We start from the raw sequence: 15,998 nt of genomic DNA, 5'->3' as shown, positions 1-15,998 counted from the left end.
ACCCTGACTCGTGATCTGTGGCAACGGTTAATGCGGCTGCAACCCGGTTGCAAGCGGGACAAATACGGTTATGTCTGCAAGCACCTGAGCCGCGCGATCACGTTTGTCCAGTACAGGGGCATGGGCAAACCGTGGGGGATCTCGCGGCTCATTGCTTTTCCCGGGTCAGGAAGGGCTCCAGCAGCCCGGGGACGGCCTGAGCGGCCAGATCGAGGCCGTCGCCGCGGCCCACGTCCACCACGTCGTAGCGACCACGGCCCGCCGCCGTCGTCGCCGAGACCGTCAGCAGGCCGGAGCGCCGCTGGAAGTACGACTCGGTGAAGGTCCAGCCCGCGATGCCCCCGCGGTCGAGCGCGACCGTGCGCCGCACCACGGCGCCCCTCCTGGCGACCAGGTGCCGGGGGCCCAGCGCGTGGCCGAGGCTCGCGGCGCCCGCCAGGGCGTGCCACAGCCCGTACAGCAGCACCGCCATCGGCCCGAGCCACACCCAGCCGCCCAGCCGGGCGTTCACCCAGCCGCTCACCCCGGGCACCCAGCCGCTCACGTCGGACGCCCAGCCGCTCACCCCGGGCCATGGCGCCGCCCCACCCGTGCCGGTGACCAGCGCCGTGACCAGGCCGGCGATCAGAGCCGCCGTGGCCGCCCGGACCAGCCGCCTGCGCCTGGCCGCGGCGGGGTGCGCCACCAGCGCGGGCAGGCCGGCGCCGGTGATCGCGGCGGCGACCCGCATCGCCAGGGCGCGCGGCATCGGCGGGGTGAGCGCGGCGGCGTCCTCGCTGTCGGTGTCGGCGCTCCTGCCCAGCCCGGTGGCGACGGACCTGAGCCGGGCGGCCCCGGCCAGCCGCAGCAGCAGCGGCTCGCCGATCTCCACCCCGCGCAGCCTGCGCTCCTCCAGCGTCAGCGACCGGCTGGTCAGCAGGCCCCTGCGCATCCTGAGCCTGCCCGGCTCCCGCTCCAGCCGGTAACGCCCCCACGACTCGGCGAACAGCAGCACCGCGCCCAGCACGCCCACCACCACGTTCGCCGCGACCACCAGCGGGACGGTCAGCAGCGGCTGCGCCGCCAGCCACTCCCACAGCTCCGTCGCCAGGCGGGTGGTGAACCTCTTGAGCCCGAACGAGTCGAGCGCCTTGTACAGCGCCCCGAGCACCACGGCCGCGCCCGTGAACGTCCACACCGACAGCGGCGCGTACCTGATCCACGACCACCTCAGCTCCGCCAGCGGTCCGTCTCCAGCCTCGGCCTCCTGGGACTGGCGCAGCAGGGTGCGGCGCAGGGCCTCGGCGTCGTGCCTGCTCAGCGGGTCGAGCTTGAGCTCCGAGCCGTCCTGCGCGTGCTCTCCCGTGCCCACCTTGACCACGGTCAGGCCGAACATCCGGTTCACCGGGTCGGCGCGCAGGTCGACGCTGCGCACCCGGTCCCGCGGGATCGAGCGGTGCTGGCGGGTCGTGATGCCGGAGCGCAGCTCCAGCCGCTCGGGGGTGAGCCGCCAGCGGGTGGTGCGCAGCCTGAGCACGTCGTACGCGACCACGCCGGCGACGATCAGCACCGCCGCGCCCGCGCAGACGGCCACGATCCCGCCCACCGGCCAGTCGCGGCCCGCCAGCAGGCGCACCAGCCCCGCCGTGGCGCCGGCCACGATCGCCAGCGACTTGACCGCCGACGCCCACAGGCTCCGCCGCGCCGGCGCCTGCCACCCGCCGTCGCCGGGAGCGCCTTCCGCGCGCAGTTCCGCCGCGGGCGGGGTGCCGTAGGCGTTCACGTCGCGTCGCCCGGAGTGGCCTGGGTGATGGCGGTCAGGCGTTCGGCCAGCTCGGCCGCCACCTCGTGGTCCAGGGCCTCGATCTTGACGGCCCCGGCCGACGAGGCGGTGGTCACCGTGACGTCCGCCAGCCCGAACAGCCGCTGCACCGGCCCCCGCGCGGTGTCGACCCGCTGGATCCGCGACATCGGCGCCACCCGCCAGGTGTGCGTCAGCCACCCCTTGCGCGTGTAGACCGCCTGGTCGGTGACCTCCCACCGCTCCACCCGGTACGAGGCCCGCGGCGCCACCACCGCCAGCGCCAGGCAGCCCGCCGCGAACACTCCCGCGACCGCGCCCAGCCACACCGGCCGCTCCGTGAACAGCCAGTACGCCGCCACGGCCGCCCCCGCCACCGGCACCATGAGGATCAGCCACTGCACCGTCCACCACGCCACCGCCCGCGGATCGGCCCGGTGGCGCGGCGGCCGCAGCATGGTCGTGCTCATTCGGCGTCCTCCACCCTGTCCATGGACTCGGCGACGGCCAGCAGCGCGAAGCCGAGCACCCCCATCACGATCGCCGCGAACACCTCGTATCCCTCCAGCAACGGCAGCACGTTGACCACGAGCAGGTCGTGGGCCCACCGCCACCATCCGAGCAGGCCGTTCACCAGGCCGCCCACCCCTTGCAGGATCAGCAGCCAGCCGAACACCTTCAACACCGCTTGCATGCCGTCAAGCCTCGCCGGCGCACCCGCTCGCCCGCGTCGGCCGTTGGTCTGGGCAGGCACCGACTTTGGTCGCTGTCGCGCTGCCCTCGGTAGGGCCTAACCTCGATGAACGTGACGGAACTGCGGGGAGACGGCGCCGCCACCTCCGAATACCGGTGGGCGCTGCCGTCGGTGCTGCTCGGCGACGGCAGCGCGGGCGGGCGCGTGCGGCGCTCGACGCGCGACTGGATCGTCGACATCCTCATGTTCCTGTTCGCGTGCGGCCTGACCTTCCTGTCCCTGGTCGAGCTGGACGCGCAGCGCACGCCCGAGCTGCTGATGCTGATCGAGCAGGTCGCGGGGGCGCTGGCGTGCGTGGCGGTGTGGCTGCGGCGCAGGTGGCCGGTCGCGCTCGCGATCGTCACCGGCCTGCTCTCGTCCTACCTGGAGATGATCGGCGGGGCCTCGGTGGTCGCGCTGTTCACGGTGGCGGTGCACCGCCCGTTCAAGATCTCGGGGCCGGTGACGCTGCTGAACCTCCTCACGCTCGCCCCCTACGTCATCCTGCGGCCGCAGAGCGATCTCGACCGCTCGTGGGCGGCGGCGCTGGGCGTGGCGATCGTGCTGACCGTGTTCGCGTGGGGCATCGTGATCAGGGCCAGGCGGCAGCTCGTCTGGTCGCTCAGGCAGCGCGCCGACAGCGCCGCCGAGGAGGCCAAGCGGCTCGAACGCGAGCGCATCGCCAGGGAGATGCACGACGTGCTGGCCCATCGCATCTCGATGCTGAGCCTGCACGCGGGCGCCCTGGAGTTCCGGCCCGACGCGCCGCCCGGCGAGATCGCCAGGGCCGCCGGGGCGATCAGGGCCAATGCCCACCTGGCGCTGCAGGACCTGCGCGAGGTGATCGGCGTGCTGCGCCACTCCACCTCCGAGGGCGAGGGCGAGGGCACGGTGCCGGAACGGCCCCAGCCCACCCTCGCCGACCTGCCCGCGCTGGTCGAGGAGTGCCGCCACGCGGGCATGGACGTACGGCTCGGCCTGCGGGCCGACGGCGCGCCCGAGGGGCTGGGCCGCAACCTCTACCGCATCGTCCAGGAGGCGCTCACCAACGCGCGCAAGCACGCGGGCGGCGCGCCGGTGACCGTCACCGTCGAGGGCACACCCGGCGGGCGCCTGTCGGTGGAGGTGCGCAACCCGCTGGGCCCGCGGCACGGCGGGCGCCTGCCCGGGGCGGGCACGCGCATCCCGGGGGCCGGCGCCGGGCTCATCGGGCTGACCGAGCGGGCGGAGCTGGCCGGCGGCAGGCTGGAGCACGGCGCGACGCCGCAGGGGGAGTTCCTGGTACGCGCCTGGCTGCCGTGGCCGGTGGAGACGACTCGGGAGGACGACGCATGACCGCTGACAGGCCGATCAGGCTGCTCATCGTGGACGACGACGCGATGGTGCGGGCCGGGCTGTCGATGATCCTCGGCGGCGTGGCCGACATCGAGATCGTCGCGCAGGCCGGTGACGGCTCCGAGGTGCCGCCGCTGGTGGGCGAGCACCGGCCCGACGTCGTGCTGATGGACATCAGGATGCCCGGCATCGACGGGCTGACCGCCACCGAGACGCTGCGCCGCGCGCCGGAGCCGCCCGAGGTGGTGGTGCTGACCACCTTCCACGCCGACGCGCAGGTGCTGCGGGCGCTGCGCGCCGGGGCGGCCGGGTTCCTGCTGAAGGACATCGCGCCCGGTGACCTGGTGCAGGCGATCAGGAAGGTGGCCGCGGGCGAGCCGATCCTGTCGCCCGCGGTGACGCGGCAGCTCATCACCCACGTCTCCGACGGCGGCGGGGCGGGGGAGCGCGGCGAGCGCGCCAGGCGGCTGCTCGGCCGGCTCAGCGAGCGGGAGCGCGAGGTGGCCACGGCCGTCGGGCAGGGCAAGTCCAACGCCGACATCGGGCGCGAGCTCTACATGAGCGTGCCCACGGTCAAGGCGCACGTCTCGCGGATCCTCACCAAGCTGGGCCTCAACAACCGGGTCCAGGTGGCGCTGCTGGTCTACGACGCCGCGTCGTAGTCGCCCAGCAGCTCCTCGATGGTGGCCCGGTGCAGCACCAGATCGTCGGGGTCGTCCGGCATGGGCAGCTCGCCGAAGTGGACCCTGCGGTGCCAGATCCTGGCCATGATGACGCCGTGCCGCAGCGCCGCGTACATCTCGTAGAAGTCCAGGTCGCGCGGCTCGTAGCCGGTGAGCTCGCGGTAGGTCGCGCAGACGTCCTCGCGGCGCATGAACCCCGGCATGCCGGGCAGGCCCGCGCTGACCGTGATGTCCTGGAAGAACCGGTGCAGGAAGATCATCCAGGACAGGTCCAGCTCGCGCGGCCCGATGGCGGCCATCTCCCAGTCCAGCACCGCGACCGGGTCACAGCCCTGGTACATCACGTTGCCGATCCTGGCGTCGCCCCACGTCAGCACGTCGGGGCCGGGGTCGTCCGGCCAGTGGGCCTCCAGCCAGCCGAACGCCCGCTCCAGCAGCGGGACCCGGTGCTCGCCGTGCGCCCACTCGTAGTAGGCGCGCTGCGCCTCGACGTGCGCGCGCAGCCCGGCGGCGCCGAACGGGGCCAGCTCCCCGGGCGTGAACTCGGTCTGGTGCAGCGCCGCCAGGATGCCCACGCTGGCGTCCTGGAGCCGGCGCTGGTCCTCGGGGGAGGCGTCGTACAGCCAGCCGCCGAACGTGTACGGCATCACGTCGGGCGGCACCTCGCCCTCGGCCCGCTCCATGACGAAGAACGGGGTGCCGAGCGGGCCTGGGTCCGGTTCGAACCACAGGGGCCTGGGCGCTGGGATCCCAGCTTTTTCCCTGGCCAGGCGCATCATCTCGAACTGGGCGCGCAGATCGTAGGAGGGAAAAACCGGAACGGCTTCCACCGCAGGTGCGAGCCTGGCTACGCAGCGCGTGCTCCGCCCGCCCCAGGTGGCGGTGAAGAACAGGGTCTCGCTTGACAGGCCGTTCTCCGACGGTCTGGACATCTCGGACACCGTGGCGTTCGCACCGACTCGGGCGCTCAGCCAGACGGTGGCACGTTTCCGCAGTTCTTCGAGGTCACGGGTGGAAGTGCGCAACTGTTCCGTCACAGGGGGCCTCCCGGTTGGACATGTGCCCTTCGACAGTCGTATACCCCCTAGCAAGCGCTTGTCCATACAGGAGTGGCCGTTACGGTCAGGTACGCAACAGCCGTACCCTTGTCTGAAAGGGCATGTCGCGAAGGGACAAGTGGGATGAGTTCAGCGGGTGAAGGCCTGTCTCGCCCGCTTCCCGAGCAGGTGCGGCTCAACGTCGTGGATCTGGCTTCCCAGGTCCTCGGTTCGATGCCCGCTGCCACCATCCCGGCCCCCCTGCGTGGCATCGCCAAGTTCGACCCCCGCAAACGGGCCAAGCTGGGCGGCGCGCCCATCGCCGCGCAGCTGGAGAACGACAAGAAGTTCCGCGAGCTGGTCGCCGAGTCGGTGGCCGCCGGGTGGCCCGAGCTGGTCGCCTCGCTCGCCGAGGGCAACGTGCCACCGGCCGCCGACCCCGTGCTCGTGGCCGCGGCCGCGTACCTGACCCGGCCGCCTGGCTGGGCGGAGATGATCGACGCCGCCCGCGCCGACCTGGAGCAGTCGGCGGTGGCCGCCGAGGACCAGGAGCGCGAGGAGACGGTCACCCGGCTGCGCGAGCAGCTCGCCGGGCAGAAGAGCGCCGCCAAGGAGGAGGCCGACCGGCTGCGCGAGCAGATCAAGGCGGCCCGTGTGGAGAACTCCGACCTGCGCCGCAAGCTGCACGACGCCCGGGAGAGGGCCAAGGCCGCCGCGCGGCGGGCCGAGGAGATGGAGCGGGCGGCGGAGGAGGCCAGATCGGCCGCCACGGCCGCGGGCAGCGCCGGCGAGTCCGAGCTGCGGCGGCTGCGCGAGCGGGTGGCCGACGTGGAGAAACAGCTCGAGGCCTCGCGCCGGGCGGCCCGCGAGGGCAGGAGCATCGAGGACGCCCGCATCCGGGTGCTGCTCGACGCGCTTCAGGACGCCTCGGCGGGGCTCCGCCGCGAGCTGGCCCTGCCCACCACGATCAGCCGGCCCGCCGACTCGGTCGCGGCCGTCACCGGCGAGCGCCCCGGCGTGCGCGGCGTGCCCGCCCGGGCCCTGGCCGACGACGACCCGCAGCTCCTCGACCAGCTCCTCGCGCTGCCGCAGGTGCACCTGATCATCGACGGCTACAACGTCACCAAGACCGGCTACGGCACCCTCACCCTCGCCGACCAGCGCACCCGGCTGATGACCTCGCTGGGCGGGCTGGTGGCGCAGACCAGGGTCGAGGTGACGGTCGTGTTCGACGGCGCGGAGCTCAACGCGCCCGTGCAGGTGGTGGCGCCGCGCGGGGTGCGGGTGCTGTTCAGCGCGCCGGGGGAGATCGCCGACGACCTCATCCGGCAGCTCGTCCGCGCCGAGCCGTCCGGGCGGGCCATCGCCGTGGTCTCGTCCGACCGGGAGGTGGCCGAGTCCGTCAGGCGGATGGGCGCCAGACCCGTTCCGTCTGGTTTGCTACTGCGCAGGCTGGGCCGCGCATAAATTACGAATTGGTAGGTTTGGCGATACCCCGCCTGCCACTTCTGTACTATTTCGCCCCAGGTGTAATCCCTGGGAGGCGATACAGTGAGGTTTGGCCGGGTACCGGTGGCCGCGGGTCTCGCGTTCGGACTGGTGCTGACCCCGCTGGGAGCTGCCCTCGCCGATCCTCGCCCGACCTTGGCGCAGGCCAAGGCGAAGCTGGAGAAGCTCAACGACAAGGCCGACAAGGTCGTCGAGCAGTTCAACCAGGCGAACGAGCGCTACAAGTCGGCCAAGAGCACCTACACGAAGCTGAACGACAGCTACAAGCGCAAGCTGCAGACGGTCGCGGACCTGCGCGCGCAGGTGATCGGGATGGCCGTCGAGAGCTACAAGCTCGGTGAGGACGTCACCTCCTGGCCCGGCATGTTCGGGGCCGACAACCCGCGGGCGATGCTCTCGGGCTGGGCCGTGGCCGGGCAGCTCTCCCAGGAACGAGCCGAGAAGCTGGCCGCCTTCGACCGCGAGAACAAGGGGCTGAAGGCCGAGCGCGACAAGGCCGAGGTGGCGCTGGACGACGCCGAGAAGGAGCGCGACTCCGTCGAGAAGGAGCGCGCCGAGATCCGCAAGCTGATCGCCGAGCAGAAGAAGCTGCTGGACCGGCTGGGGGCGTACAACCCCGGCAATCCCAACAGCACGGGCATCAAGTACACGGGTCCCGCTTCGGGCAGCGCGGCGGCGGCGCTGCGGTTCGCGTACGCGCAGGTGGGCAAGCCGTACATCTACGGCGGCACGGGGCCGCGTGGCTTCGACTGCTCCGGGCTCACCCAGGCGGCCTGGGCGGCGGCCGGCGTGTCGCTGCCTCGTACGACGTGGCAGCAGTGGTCGTGGGGAGCGAGCCGGAAGGTGTCGCTCGACGCGCTGCAGCCCGGGGACCTGATCTTCAGTGAAGGGCTCGGGCACGTCAGCATGTACGCGGGCAACGGGCAGATCGTCCACGCGCCCCAGACGGGCGACGTCGTCAAGGTCGTCAAGCTTTCGGCGTACGGCCGTTCCCTGGTCGGAGCGGTCCGCCCGTAACCGTCCCCGGTCGCTGGTTCCCGGGTCTCCGACGCCATTGCACTACGATCGAGCGTCGTAGAGCGCTGCCCGTGTTGGGAGCGCGCCCAGTGGCGTTGCTCACGTTCAGAGCGCGACAAGTGTGACGTAAGTTACAAATAAGACCTGACAATCATGGCGTTCCCGAAGTGTGAGCAGGGTCACATTTCAGTAACGGAACCTGGTGTTCCAGCAGGGGTTTCCGACTTGACTCCACCCTCTGTCTGATCTTTACAACCTGACTCACCCTTTGCCGTTCCTTGACCTTTCGGCGTAGCTTCTGGCGTCGTCGCGGTGAACAAGCCATGTCCCCGCGGTCCCCGCATCGGTCCCTCCCGATGTGAGACAGATAAAAAAATCCGCCGGTCGCACCCCGAGCATCCCCGCATCGCATTCGGATCGGGGCACGCGGCCTGCCGAATCCGTGCAGCCAGGAGGCACGGAGCCGGGGACCCACGCGATCCCACCTCCCCAAGGGATCAGGGGTGAATCGGCGCGCCATCGCGCCGTAGGGCGACTTCCACGCCCGAATCCGTCAGCTAACCCGGTAGGCGTTCGTGGAAGATTCAAGGAGAAATCCTGTCTAATCCCCTGCAGAACCCCCGCCTGTCCCGCCTTGCCCTGAGTGGCGTAGCACTCACGATGACCGTGACGGCCGGAGGTGCGATCCTCCATGCCCCAACGGCTCAGGCGGCGACGACGAGCGATGTGACCGCTCTGACGACGGTGAAGGCGGAAACCACCGCCAGGACGTCGCAGAAGGCCACGGCGGCCCAGCGAAGGGCGGCCAAGCTCGCTCGGCAGAAGGCTAAGGCCCTCAAGGCCCTCGCCGTGGCCAAGAACCAGATCGGTGACCCGTACCGGTACGGAGGCACAGGGCCTGGTTCGTTTGACTGCTCCGGTCTCGTCCAGTTCGCCTGGAAGAAGGCCGGCGTCAAGCTCCCGCGTGTGGCGAGCAGCCAGTTCGCCCGCACCAGGCACAAGGTCTCCTGGCGCAATCTCAAGCCCGGCGACCTGATGTTCTTCAGCGGGCTCGGCCACGTCGGCATGTACGTCGGCAAGGGCAGAATGATCCACTCACCGCGGACAGGTGAACGGGTACGCATCGACAAGCTGAGCGGATGGCGCCGATCGTCCTTCGTAGGCGCGGTTCGTCCCGGCATGTGAAGAAGCCCCGTCCGGATTCTTGGAGGATTTCCTGGATTCGGACGGGGCTCTCGCACGTCCGGAGCTCTCAGCAGGCAGGGAGCACTACGATCGGGCATCGTGTCCGAGCAGGTGAGCCGGCGAGCGGTGGTGACGGGCCTCCTGCTCCTCGTCCCCGCGGCGGCCGCCCCGCTGCCCGATTCCCCCGTCCTTCCCCCCGAGCTGCGCGACCTGTGGCCGGGACGGCCCCCGGTCGTCAGGCGGGGAGCCCGGTCCACCGTCGCGGGCCCCGGCACGGTCCCGCCCGGGCGGCTCGACGAGCTGGCGCGCAGGGCCGACAGCGCGGGCGCGCGGGTCTCGGCCGTGCTCGGCAGGCCCGTACGCCCCCTCGTCGTGCTGCCGGAGTCGGGCCGCGACGCCGCCCGCCTGGCCCGCGCGGGGCGGCTCGACGGGCTGGCCGCCGTGGCCGACGGCCGGCGCGTGATCGTCGTGCCCGAGGCGTTCGCCACCCTCACCCCCACCGGCAGGGACGTGGTCCTCACCCACGAGCTGACCCACGTCGTGGCCGGCACCGACGGCCTGCCCGTCTGGCTGTACGAGGGTTTCGCCGACTACGTCGGCTACCGCGACGCCGGGCTGCCGGTGGCCACGGCCGCCGCCGAACTGGCGGCCGAGGTGCGGGCCGGGCGGCTGCCGAGCGCTTTGCCCGGCCCTGAGGCTTTCGTGGCCGACGGGCGTGACCCCGGCCGGCTCGCGCGGGCGTACCAGGAGGCCTGGCTGGCGTGTCGCTTCCTCGCTGACCGGTTCGGTGAGGGGACCCTGGTGAGGCTCTACCGTGAAGCCCGGGCGGCAGGCGTCGATCGGGCGCTCGCCTCGCTGGGGCTCTCCGTCGCCACGCTGACGGCACGGTGGCGCGCATACGTGCGGGATCGGCTCGTGTGAAGGGGAGGCAGATGGACGATCGCAGAGACGCTGGAGACGTGACACGGGAAGAGGAGGTGACAGGCGGCGCGATGGCCGCCGTCGGCGCCGCCGGCCATCCGGGCGAGGACCCGGCCCGCGGCGAGCGCGCCGGCACCGGTGAGGGCGCGCCGAGCGGGCCGGGCACGGGTGAGGGCGCGTCGAGCGGGCCCGGCACCGCGGGAGAGGGCCCGTACGGGAGGGAGGCGGCGGATTCGGAGGACGCCGCCCGGCCCGGGCGAGCCCGCCCCGGCGACACGGAGGCCCCCGTGACAGGAGAGGACGGCGAGGACGGCGGGACCCGCCCCGCGGCCATCGCGCTCGTGCTGCTGGGCCTGGTGATCCTGGCCGTGGCCGCCTTCAGCACCCCCTGGCGGGTGCTCACCGGCGGCCCGCCCGACCCGGCCCGCGACTTCAGCGCCGCCCAGATCGCCCGGTCGCAGGCGTTCGACGCGGCCACCACCCTGCCGAGCTACCTCTCGCTGGCTCTGACGGTCATCATCGCGGGCATCCTGGTGGCCACCCCGTTCAGCGCCAGGGTGCTGGGCAGGCTGCAGGGCCCGTGGTGGGTGCGGGTCGTCCTGGGCGCACTGGTGATCACCGTGCTCGCCGAAGTGATCAGGTGGCCTCTCGGCATCTGGGTCGAGACGATCCTGCGGGACTACGGCCTGTCCATCCAGGACTGGGCCGGCTGGGCGGGCGACCGGCTGAAGAACCTGGGCGTGGAGGTGGTCCTGCTCTGCGTCATGCTGCTGGCCCTGGTCGCGCTGGCGCGCAGGGTCAGGCGCTGGTGGATCCCCGCGGCGGTGGGCGCGTTCGCGCTGACGGTGGTGACGTCGTTCGTGTACCCGGTGGTGTTCGAGCCGCTGTTCAACGACTTCAGCTCCATGCGGCAGGGCCCGCTGCGCACGAACCTGCTGGAGATGGCCGAGCGTGACGGCGTGCCGGTCGAGGACGTGCTGGTCGCCGACGCCTCCCGTCGCACGACGGCGCTCAACGCGTACGTGTCCGGCTTCGGCGCCACGCGCCGCATCGTCGTCTACGACACGCTGCTCCAGGCCCCGCAGCGCGAGGTCGAGCTGGTCGTGGCGCACGAGCTGGGCCACGCCAAGTACGACGACGTGCTGTACGGCACGGTCATCGGCGCCCTGGGCGCCGGCTTCGGCGCGATCGCGCTGTTCCTGGTCCTCAAGCCGCTACGGCGGCGCACCGGCGTCACCTCGATCACCGATCCCCGGGCGGTCGGCGTGGTCATGGGCCTCATGACGGTCGGCTCGCTGATCATGGGCCCCGCGCAGAACGTGATCAGCCGGCACATCGAGGCCAGGGCCGACGAGCACGCGCTGGACCTGACCAGGGATCCGGCCACGTTCATCGCCATGCAGAAACGGCTCTCCCTAACCAATATTTCCGACTTGTCGCCGGATGCGGTGGAATATGTGCTCTATGCCTCCCATCCTTCCGGCCCTGAGCGCATCGCGGCGGCCCGCGCGTGGGCCGAGCTGAACGGCGTCCCCGCGCCGTGACCCACCCCGGCGGCCCGGCCGGCGACACCGGCGGCAGCGTGCTCATCGTGACGAACGACTTCCCGCCCAGGCCGGGCGGCATCCAGTCGTTCGTGCACGGGCTCGCGCTGCGCACCCCGGGCGTCGTGGTCTACGCCCCCGCCTGGCCCGGCGCCGCCGAGTTCGACCGGCGCCAGCCGTACCGGATCGTGCGGCACCCGACGCGGCTCATGCTGCCCACTCCGGCCGTCGCGCGCACGGCGGCCGGGCTGGTGGCCGAGCACGGCGTGCGGACCGTGGTGTTCGGCGCGGCGGCGCCGCTGGGCCTGCTCGCCCCGCGCCTGCGGCGGGCGGGCGCGCGGCGGGTGGTGATGCTCACCCACGGTCACGAGGCGTCGTGGGCGAGCGCGCCGGGCTTCCGCTCGGTGCTGCGCAGGATCGGCGGGCACGCCGACGTGGTGACCTACCTGGGCGAGTACACGCGCCGGCGGCTGGCCGCCGCCATCCCGGCGGGCAAGCTCGTCCGGCTCGCGCCCGGCGTGGACGTCGGGCAGTTCCACCCCGGCGCCGTTAGGGCCGAACCGGGTCTGGCGGGGCGGCCCGTCGTGCTGTGCGTCTCGCGGCTGGTGCCGCGCAAGGGCCAGGACCAGCTCATCAGGGCCTGGCCCCAGGTGCTGCGCGCGGTGCCGGAGGCGGTGCTGCTGCTGGTGGGCGGCGGGCCGTACCGCGGGAAGCTGGAGCGGCTGGCGGCGGGGCAGGAGTCGGTCAGGTTCACCGGCACGGTGCCGGCGGCCGCGCTGCCGGGGTACTACGCGGCGGCCGACGTGTTCGCGATGCCGTGCCGGACCAGGCTCAAGGGGGTGGACGTGGAGGGGCTCGGGATCGTGTTCCTGGAGGCGTCCGCGACCGGGCTGCCGGTGGTGGCGGGCGCGTCCGGCGGCGCGCCCGACGCGGTCAGGGCCGGCGAGACCGGGCTGGTCGTGAACGGGGAGGATGCGGGCGAGGTGGCGCACGCCGTCGTCGAGCTGCTGACCGACCCCGACAAGGCACGCAAGATGGGCGCGGCCGGCCGCGACTGGATCACCCGCGAGTGGGCGTGGGACCAGGTGGCCGCCCGCTTCCACCAGTTGCTCTAGCCTTTCGTGGAGCCGAGCGTGAGCCCGGCCACGAACTGCTTGTGCAGGAGCTGGAAGACGACCAGCGTCGGCAGCGCCACCAGCATCGAGCCGGCGGCCAGCAGGTTGTAGTCGGTGAAGAACTGGCCCCGCAGGTTGTTCAGCGCCGAGGTGACGGGCAGCTTGTCGCCCGACGACATCAGCACCAGCGCCCACAGGAAGTCGTTGTACATCCAGGTGAACTGCAGCGTGGACAGCGCCGCCAGCACCGGACGGCACAGCGGCAGCGTCAGCCGCCAGTACCGCTTCCACACCCCCGCCCCGTCCACCAGCGCCGCCTCGGTGATCTCCTCGGGGATCGTGCGCATGAAGTTGGCCAGCACGAAGACGCAGAAGCCGAACTGGAACGCCACGTGGACGAGGATCAGCCCGAGATAGGAGTCGTAGAGCGACTGCGAGTCCGACAGCCACACCGGCAGCGGGACAAGCGTGTAGAGCGTGTAGAGCGGGGTGATGAGGACCTGCGGCGGCAGCAGGTTGCCCGCGGTGAAGACGATCAGCAGCGTCTTGCGGCCCGGGATGCGCAGCCGTGCGATCGCGAAGGCCGTGAACGAGGCCAGCAGCAGCGTCACCACCACCGCGGGCACCACGATGATGAACGTGTTGAGGTAGTAGCGGGGCAGCCCGGCCTGCGTCCACGCCTGCGTGTAGTAGCCGAGGGTGAGCTGCTCGGGCAGCGAGACGTACCCCAGGCGGGCCGTCTCCTCGTACGGCCGCAGCGAGGCGTACACGGCCAGCACCAGCGGCAGCAGCCACCCCAGCGCCACCAGCCCGAGGAAGGCGTGCAGCAGGACCCGCAGCGGCCGGACCGGCCGCCTCGCCGGTGGGCGCCCGGCCTGGGCCGGGGGAGCGGAGGCGGGTGCGGTGAGAGTCATCGCTCCTCCCTGAAGAGCTGCGACAGGTACGCCACGATGAACCCCATCGAGATCACCAGCAGGATCACCGCGATCGCCGAGCCGAACCCGATCCTGCTGGCCTCGCCCACGATGTTCTCGGTGACCAGCACCGACAGCAGCTCCAGCCCGTTCCTGCCCTTGTTGACGGCGTAGACGATGTCGAACGCCCGCAGCGCCTCGATCACGGTGATGACCAGCACGATCACGTTGACCGGCCGCAGCGTCGGGAACACCACCCGGAAGAACGCCTGACGCTCGTTCGCCCCGTCGATGGCCGCGGCCTCCTTCAGCGCCGGATCGACCGCCTTGAGCCCCGCCAGATAGATGATCATGACGTAGCCGACGTGCCGCCAGCCCGCCGCGACCATGACGACCCAGATGTTGATGGAGCTGTCGCCCAGCCAGTCCACGCCCAGCCCGGTCACCGCGTTCAGCACGCCGTAGTCGGAGGAGTAGACGAGCTGCGCGATGAAGCCCACCACCGCCAGCGACAGCACGACCGGCATGTACAGGGCGCCCTGGTAGAAGCGCGACAACCGCAGCCGCCGGTCCAGCAGCACCGCGCAGAACAGCCCGAACGGCGTCGCGACCAGCCCGAGGAAGCCCAGCCACAACACGTTGTTGCGGACCGCCGACCAGAACGGCGGGTACTCGGCCGACAGGTCGTGGTAGTTCTGGCCCCCGATCCACTCGATGGGCCCGATCCCGTTCCAGCCGGTGCCCGACAGCCCGATGGAGGCCAGCGTGGGCCCCCAGATGACGCTCACGTTGACGGCGATGGCCACCCCCAGCCCGATGACCAGGACGGTCACGTCGCGGGCGGAGTAGCGACGGGTCTTGACGGCCATCAGCGGAAGATGTTCGCCTTCTGCTTCTCGATGCTCGCCAGCAGGGAGTCGATCTCGGCCGGCTCGCTGACGAACGACTGCAGCGACGGGATCATCACGGTGGAGGCGAAGTCGGGCCGCGTGTCACGGTCGAGGAACTGGGCGATGTGCGTGGCCTTCGACACCAGCTCCGCGCCGCGCTTCTGCAGCGCGCTGTAGCCGGAGGTGTCGGCCTTCGAGCTCGCGGCCAGCGTGCCGGGGTCCAGCTTCGTGGCGACGTCCTGCGAGGACGGCTGGGCGAAGTGCTTGAGCAGGGCCTTGGCTCCCTCGACGTTCCTGGCCTTGGCGGAGATCATGTAGCCGTCGATGGGGGCGTCGATCGAGTCCGTCCCGTGCGCGGGGTCGATCTCGGGGAAGGTGAAGAAGTCGAGGTCGTCGCGGTCGGCCTCGGGGAACTGCTGGGCGACGAACATGCCGAGCAGGTACATCCCGGTCTTCTTCTGCGCCAGCGACTGCCCGGCCTCCTGCCACGTACGGCCCAGCGCCGCCGGCTGGTGGTGCTCCATCAGCCCCCGCCACGTCTCGAACACCTGCTTGACCCGCGGATCGGTCCACGACTCCTTGCCCGCCATGAGCGAGATGTGGAAGTCGTAGCCGTTCGTGCGCAGGTTGAGGATGTCGAACGTGCCCATCGCCGGCCAGCCGTCCTTGTCGGCGAACGCGATCGGGACCAGCCCGTCGGCCTTCATCCTCCTGGCCAGCGCGGTGAGCTCGTCCAGCGTGGCCGGCGGCTCGTACCCCTTCTCCTGCCACACGCTCTTGCGGTAGAAGACCGCCCACGGATAGTAGGTGAACGGGATGAAGTACTGCTTGCCGTCCACGCCGGTCGACTGGTCCTTGAACGCCTGCGTGTAGTTGCCGCCGATCTCCTGCCACACGTCGGAGATGTCGACGGCCAGCCCCTGCTCGGCGAAGAACTGCATGCGGTAGCCCGCGAACCAGGTGAACACGTCGTCGGGCGTGCCCCTGAGGTAGCGGTTGATGTTCTCCTGGAACGTGTTGTGATCGACCGTGTTGATCCGCGTCGTGGCCTGGGTGAAGGCCTTGACCACGGTGTCGAGGGACTTCTTCGGGATCTCGTCGGAGGCGTTCGAGCCGATCGTCACCGTGCCGAGGTCGCCGCCGGACCCGCCGGGCGCGGGGGCCGGGCTGCCGGAGCCGCACCCGGCCAGGACCGCGGGGACGCCGAACGCGGCGGCGGTGCCCAGCAGGAGATTGCGGCGTGAGATCGGCGGCCGTTGGTTCATGGGGGTGCCTCCTTGCCGGACCCGTCAGAATCCCCCGAGTTCGCTCACCTTTCCTCATCGAAAAGCCAGC

15 protein-coding genes and 1 riboswitch are annotated in these 15,998 nt (G+C 71.6%); of the genes, 8 read left to right on the top strand and 7 right to left on the bottom strand.

Annotated elements, in window-relative coordinates; all coding sequences use genetic code 11:
* Positions 1 to 148: 148 nt before the first annotated feature.
* Genes HD597_RS32870 through HD597_RS32860 form a run of 3 tightly spaced genes read right to left on the bottom strand, consistent with a single transcriptional unit; the run spans position 149 to position 2,474 of the window.
* Positions 149 to 1,762, bottom strand: a complete 1,614-nt coding sequence (locus HD597_RS32870) for a PH domain-containing protein (protein WP_253747034.1) — start codon at positions 1,760 to 1,762, stop codon at positions 149 to 151.
* Positions 1,759 to 2,250 carry a PH domain-containing protein gene (locus tag HD597_RS32865; protein ID WP_253747033.1) on the bottom strand — a complete coding sequence of 164 codons (492 nt, stop codon included), beginning with the start codon at positions 2,248 to 2,250 and terminating at the stop codon, positions 1,759 to 1,761. The genes HD597_RS32870 and HD597_RS32865 overlap by 4 nt, the downstream gene beginning before the upstream one ends.
* A complete protein-coding gene (locus tag HD597_RS32860) occupies positions 2,247 to 2,474 on the bottom strand; it encodes a hypothetical protein (RefSeq protein ID WP_253747032.1) in 228 nt (75 codons plus the stop codon). Before HD597_RS32860 ends, HD597_RS32865 begins: the two co-directional genes overlap by 4 nt.
* Positions 2,475 to 2,585: 111 nt before the next feature.
* On the opposite strand from HD597_RS32860, the gene HD597_RS32855 reads away from it, so the two are divergent.
* A complete protein-coding gene (locus HD597_RS32855) occupies positions 2,586 to 3,848 on the top strand; it encodes a sensor histidine kinase (protein WP_253747031.1) in 1,263 nt (420 codons plus the stop codon).
* A complete protein-coding gene (locus HD597_RS32850) occupies positions 3,845 to 4,510 on the top strand; it encodes a response regulator (RefSeq protein ID WP_253747030.1) in 666 nt (221 codons plus the stop codon). Before HD597_RS32855 ends, HD597_RS32850 begins: the two co-directional genes overlap by 4 nt.
* Here the strand turns inward: HD597_RS32850 and HD597_RS32845 are convergent.
* A complete protein-coding gene (locus HD597_RS32845) occupies positions 4,492 to 5,463 on the bottom strand; it encodes a phosphotransferase family protein (protein ID WP_253747029.1) in 972 nt (323 codons plus the stop codon). The genes HD597_RS32850 and HD597_RS32845 overlap by 19 nt on opposite strands.
* A gap of 339 nt (positions 5,464 to 5,802) precedes the next feature.
* Between HD597_RS32845 and HD597_RS32840 the strand changes: the two genes are divergently transcribed.
* From HD597_RS32840 to HD597_RS32815, 6 genes are all read left to right on the top strand, one after another.
* On the top strand, positions 5,803 to 7,035 hold the full coding sequence (locus tag HD597_RS32840; RefSeq protein ID WP_253747028.1) for an NYN domain-containing protein: 1,233 nt from the start codon (positions 5,803 to 5,805) through the stop codon (positions 7,033 to 7,035).
* Positions 7,036 to 7,140: 105 nt separating this feature from the next.
* Entirely contained in the window at positions 7,141 to 8,094 is a 954-nt protein-coding gene (locus HD597_RS32835; RefSeq protein ID WP_253747027.1) for a C40 family peptidase, read from the top strand.
* Between the two features lie 422 nt (positions 8,095 to 8,516).
* A riboswitch (cyclic di-AMP (ydaO/yuaA leader) is annotated at positions 8,517 to 8,681 on the top strand.
* A gap of 73 nt (positions 8,682 to 8,754) precedes the next feature.
* Positions 8,755 to 9,279: a C40 family peptidase gene (locus HD597_RS32830; RefSeq protein WP_253747026.1), complete on the top strand. Its 525-nt coding sequence runs from the start codon at positions 8,755 to 8,757 to the stop codon at positions 9,277 to 9,279.
* Between the two features lie 99 nt (positions 9,280 to 9,378).
* Positions 9,379 to 10,200, top strand: a complete 822-nt coding sequence (locus HD597_RS32825) for a gluzincin family metallopeptidase (protein ID WP_253747025.1) — start codon at positions 9,379 to 9,381, stop codon at positions 10,198 to 10,200.
* Positions 10,201 to 10,238: 38 nt separating this feature from the next.
* Complete coding sequence (locus tag HD597_RS32820) at positions 10,239 to 11,744, top strand: M48 family metallopeptidase (RefSeq protein WP_253747024.1); 1,506 nt, start codon at positions 10,239 to 10,241, stop codon at positions 11,742 to 11,744.
* Positions 11,741 to 12,859, top strand: coding sequence for a glycosyltransferase family 4 protein (locus tag HD597_RS32815; protein ID WP_253747023.1), 1,119 nt, complete (start codon positions 11,741 to 11,743; stop codon positions 12,857 to 12,859). The genes HD597_RS32820 and HD597_RS32815 overlap by 4 nt, the downstream gene beginning before the upstream one ends.
* Here the strand turns inward: HD597_RS32815 and HD597_RS32810 are convergent.
* The 3 genes from HD597_RS32810 to HD597_RS32800 are packed head-to-tail and all read right to left on the bottom strand — an operon-like array spanning position 12,856 to position 15,928.
* Positions 12,856 to 13,773, bottom strand: coding sequence for a carbohydrate ABC transporter permease (locus tag HD597_RS32810; protein WP_253747022.1), 918 nt, complete (start codon positions 13,771 to 13,773; stop codon positions 12,856 to 12,858). The genes HD597_RS32815 and HD597_RS32810 overlap by 4 nt on opposite strands.
* A complete protein-coding gene (locus tag HD597_RS32805; RefSeq protein ID WP_253747021.1) occupies positions 13,770 to 14,642 on the bottom strand; it encodes a carbohydrate ABC transporter permease in 873 nt (290 codons plus the stop codon). Before HD597_RS32805 ends, HD597_RS32810 begins: the two co-directional genes overlap by 4 nt.
* Positions 14,642 to 15,928: an ABC transporter substrate-binding protein gene (locus HD597_RS32800; RefSeq protein ID WP_253747020.1), complete on the bottom strand. Its 1,287-nt coding sequence runs from the start codon at positions 15,926 to 15,928 to the stop codon at positions 14,642 to 14,644. The genes HD597_RS32805 and HD597_RS32800 overlap by 1 nt, the downstream gene beginning before the upstream one ends.
* Positions 15,929 to 15,998 lie beyond the last annotated feature (70 nt).

This window comes from Nonomuraea thailandensis (assembly GCF_024172165.1).
Classification (GTDB): domain Bacteria; phylum Actinomycetota; class Actinomycetes; order Streptosporangiales; family Streptosporangiaceae; genus Nonomuraea; species Nonomuraea thailandensis.
This window is presented reverse-complemented; position numbering and strand designations above follow the sequence as displayed.

Bases quoted from the DNA above. Each gene is read 5' to 3' on its own strand.
- HD597_RS32865 (WP_253747033.1), bottom strand. From the start codon at position 2,250: ATGAGCACGACCATGCTGCGGCCGCCGCGCCACCGGGCCGATCCGCGG.
- HD597_RS32860 (WP_253747032.1), bottom strand. From the start codon at position 2,474: ATGCAAGCGGTGTTGAAGGTGTTCGGCTGGCTGCTGATCCTGCAAGGG.
- HD597_RS32850 (WP_253747030.1), top strand. From the start codon at position 3,845: ATGACCGCTGACAGGCCGATCAGGCTGCTCATCGTGGACGACGACGCG.
- HD597_RS32845 (WP_253747029.1), bottom strand. From the start codon at position 5,463: ATGTCCAGACCGTCGGAGAACGGCCTGTCAAGCGAGACCCTGTTCTTC.
- HD597_RS32840 (WP_253747028.1), top strand. From the start codon at position 5,803: ATGCCCGCTGCCACCATCCCGGCCCCCCTGCGTGGCATCGCCAAGTTC.
- HD597_RS32830 (WP_253747026.1), top strand. From the start codon at position 8,755: ATGACCGTGACGGCCGGAGGTGCGATCCTCCATGCCCCAACGGCTCAG.
- HD597_RS32810 (WP_253747022.1), bottom strand. From the start codon at position 13,773: ATGACTCTCACCGCACCCGCCTCCGCTCCCCCGGCCCAGGCCGGGCGC.
- HD597_RS32805 (WP_253747021.1), bottom strand. From the start codon at position 14,642: ATGGCCGTCAAGACCCGTCGCTACTCCGCCCGCGACGTGACCGTCCTG.
- HD597_RS32800 (WP_253747020.1), bottom strand. From the start codon at position 15,928: ATGAACCAACGGCCGCCGATCTCACGCCGCAATCTCCTGCTGGGCACC.